A 2,724-nucleotide genomic window follows, 5' to 3' on the forward strand; every position below is an offset into this window, starting at 1 on the left:
CGACACCACCGGTGCCACCGGCACGATGGTCGCGACCTCCGGCCCCTTCGGCAGCACCGGACGCGAACCGCTGAACGACATCGCGAAGGAGGCCGCACCGGCCACCAGCCCGCCGCCCACCAGCCACGGCAGCAGCCGGCCGATCGAGCGCGCCGGCCGCAGCACCGCGGTGCGCGACGCTGGCGCATCGCGGCGCGGCGGGGCCGCCAGCGCGGCGATCTCTTCGGGCTTCAGCATCTGCAGCGTCGGCACGAAATCCGTGCGCTCGCCTTCGGCGGCCTCGGTCACCTGGGGCGCCTTCGTCAGGGCCAGGTCGYGCTCGAGCTGCGCATCGAGCCGCGCCAGCATCGAGACGAAGGCGTCGCGCTCGCGCGTGCCGGCTTGCATCGCGGCGCCGCTCATGATGCGCTCCGCACGATGTTGACGCGCTTCATGCCGGCCAGGAAGGCCTCTCGCGCGCGACTCTCGTCGAGCTGCCCGGCCAGCGCGTTGCAGAACTGGTCGCGGTTGGTGACGACCGAGGCCGCGCGGCGCACCAGCACCTCGGCGATCGGCCCGATGTGCTCGGCCAGCAGCCGTGTCGCGTGCTCGATCACCGCCTGCGGCACGGTCTGCGCCTCGCGCCGCACCCGCTCGACCTCGAGGTCGCGCAGGCCCTGCGCATCGGTGCAGTAGTTCACCGCATCGCCGATGTGGCCGAACACCAGGCACGGGCGCAGCGGCGACTCCATCTCGGCGATGCGCTCGCCGCCGACCACCAGCAGCTGGCGCTCGTCGCGCTGCATCACCGCGGCGCAGCGCGACAGCGCCTTCGCCGCGGTCAGGTCCAGGCCGCCGCTGCGCGTCAGGTCGAGCACCACCTGGCGCGAGCTGATGTTCACGCGCTCCACCGCATGCACCGCGGCCTCGACGGTCGCGAAGAACAGCGGCTGGCCGATCTCGATCACCGGCACGTCGCGCGAACCCGTGTGGCCCATCGGCACGCCGACGATGGTCGGGGCCATCGCATCGGTCGCGTTGTATTCGCGGCGCACCAGGCTGTCGCGCATCTGCACGAAGGCCAGCACCGAGGCGGCGACCACACCGGCCGCCACCGCCACCAGGATGTCGGCCGACAGCATCAGCACGCACACGATCAGCACCACCGCCAGTTCGCCGCGCATGCCGCGCCGGTCGGCTTGCCATTGCGCCAGCAGCTCGCGCACCGGCGGCACGGYGATCTCGCCGGCCACGCACAACATCAGCGCGGCCACCACCGCCAGCGGCACCTTGACGATGATCGACGCGAACACCAGCGTGCCCAGGCCCACCAGCATCGCCGAGGCGAACGCGGCGCTGCGCGAGGTGGCACCGGCCTGCATGTGCACCGACGAGGTCGAGGTGCCACCGRCCACCGGCAGCCCGCCGGCCAGCAGCGAGACCAGCGAGCCGAGGGCGCCGGCCAGCAGCGCGCGGTTGGCGTCGAAGCGCTGCGTGCCGAGGTCTTCGATCTGCATCGCCGAGGTCAGCGTCTCGACCGAGTTGACGAGCGCGATCACCGCGGCGAAGGCCAGCACGTCGATCCAGCGGCCCGGCGGCCAGCCTTCGAGGAACTGCCCGAGGAGGCGCGACACCGGCAGCAGCGGGCCGCCGGCGAGGTCGATGGACGGCAGGTGCGGCAGCGCACCGGGCGCGCCGAGATCGACCACCAGCGCAACCAGCAGGCCGGCCGCGAGCCCCGCGAGCATCGCGCCGCCGGCCCCGTAGCGGGCCCGCAGCAACGCGAACACGCCGAAGGTGCCGATGGCGGTGCACAGCGGCGCCCACGGGCGCAGGCGGTCCGGCGCGGCCACCAGGTCGGGCAGCTCGGACCAGATCAGCCGCAGCGCCAGCGCGATCACGAGGCCCGCCGTCACCGAGGTCGGGATCAGCCGGATCAGGCCGCCGAGCTTCAGCGCCGCGAAGGCCAGCTGCAACAGCATCGCGAGGAACAGGCACAGCGACAGCAGCGCGAGCACCTGCGGCAGCTTGACGCCGTCGCCGGCACTGAACGACGCCGCGGCCGCCGCGATCACGACCGCGACCGAGGCGCGCGGCGAGAAGATCTGCGTCGGCACCGAGCCGAACGCGCTCGCGACGAGGGCGCCGAGCGAGGCGGCGATCAGCCCCGACAGCACCATCGCCGACACCACGCCCGGCCCCATCGACGAGATCGATCCGGCCGCTACCGCGCCATAGGACACGGTGGTGATCAGCGACAACAGCGCGGACAGCGAGGCCCCTCGCACGTCGCCCCAGGGCAGCGGGACGCGGTCGGGACGCAGGCCGTCGAAGGTGGAGTGGGTGGTGGAGCGCATGGTGGTGGTGGGCGGTGGAAGGTTCAGGCGTGGAACATGGCCTGCGCCGCCAGGCCGGGAGCGGCCGTGGGCGCAGAAGAAGGTCCGGAGGAGGTGCGCGGCACGGCGGCCGCGTCGATGCGGTAGCCGCTGCCGTAGACGCCGCGCAGCGCGAGCGCCTCGCCGGCGCAGCGCTTGAGCTTGCGGCGCAACTGATAGATGTGCTGTTCGATCGAGCGGCCGGTGATGCCGGCATCGGTGCCCCAGACATCCTGCGCGAGGCGGGCCCGGGTCACCAGCTGGCCGGCGTTCTCGAACAGCAGCTGGGCGAGCGCGAGTTCGCGGGCGGTCAGGCCGACGCGCTGCGAGCGCGAGACGATGGCACTGGCGCCGCGGTCGATGCTGCAGC

Annotated in this window: 3 protein-coding genes; all 3 read right to left on the minus strand. The window is 73.2% G+C overall.

Going from position 1 to position 2,724, the window contains the following annotated elements; translation table 11 throughout:
* The coding region (locus tag AC1D01_RS28910) for a hypothetical protein (RefSeq protein WP_477872552.1) at positions 1–402 on the minus strand (402 nt) is incomplete at its 3' end.
* Positions 399–2,336, minus strand: a complete 1,938-nt coding sequence (locus tag AC1D01_RS28915; RefSeq protein ID WP_477872554.1) for a SulP family inorganic anion transporter — start codon at positions 2,334–2,336, stop codon at positions 399–401. The genes AC1D01_RS28910 and AC1D01_RS28915, both read right to left, overlap by 4 nt.
* A 23-nt stretch (positions 2,337–2,359) precedes the next feature.
* Positions 2,360–2,724, minus strand: a 365-nt coding sequence (locus AC1D01_RS28920) for a winged helix-turn-helix domain-containing protein (protein WP_477872556.1), incomplete at its 5' end; no start/stop codon positions are given.

Source organism: Rhizobacter sp. P3_B12, assembly GCF_056402895.1.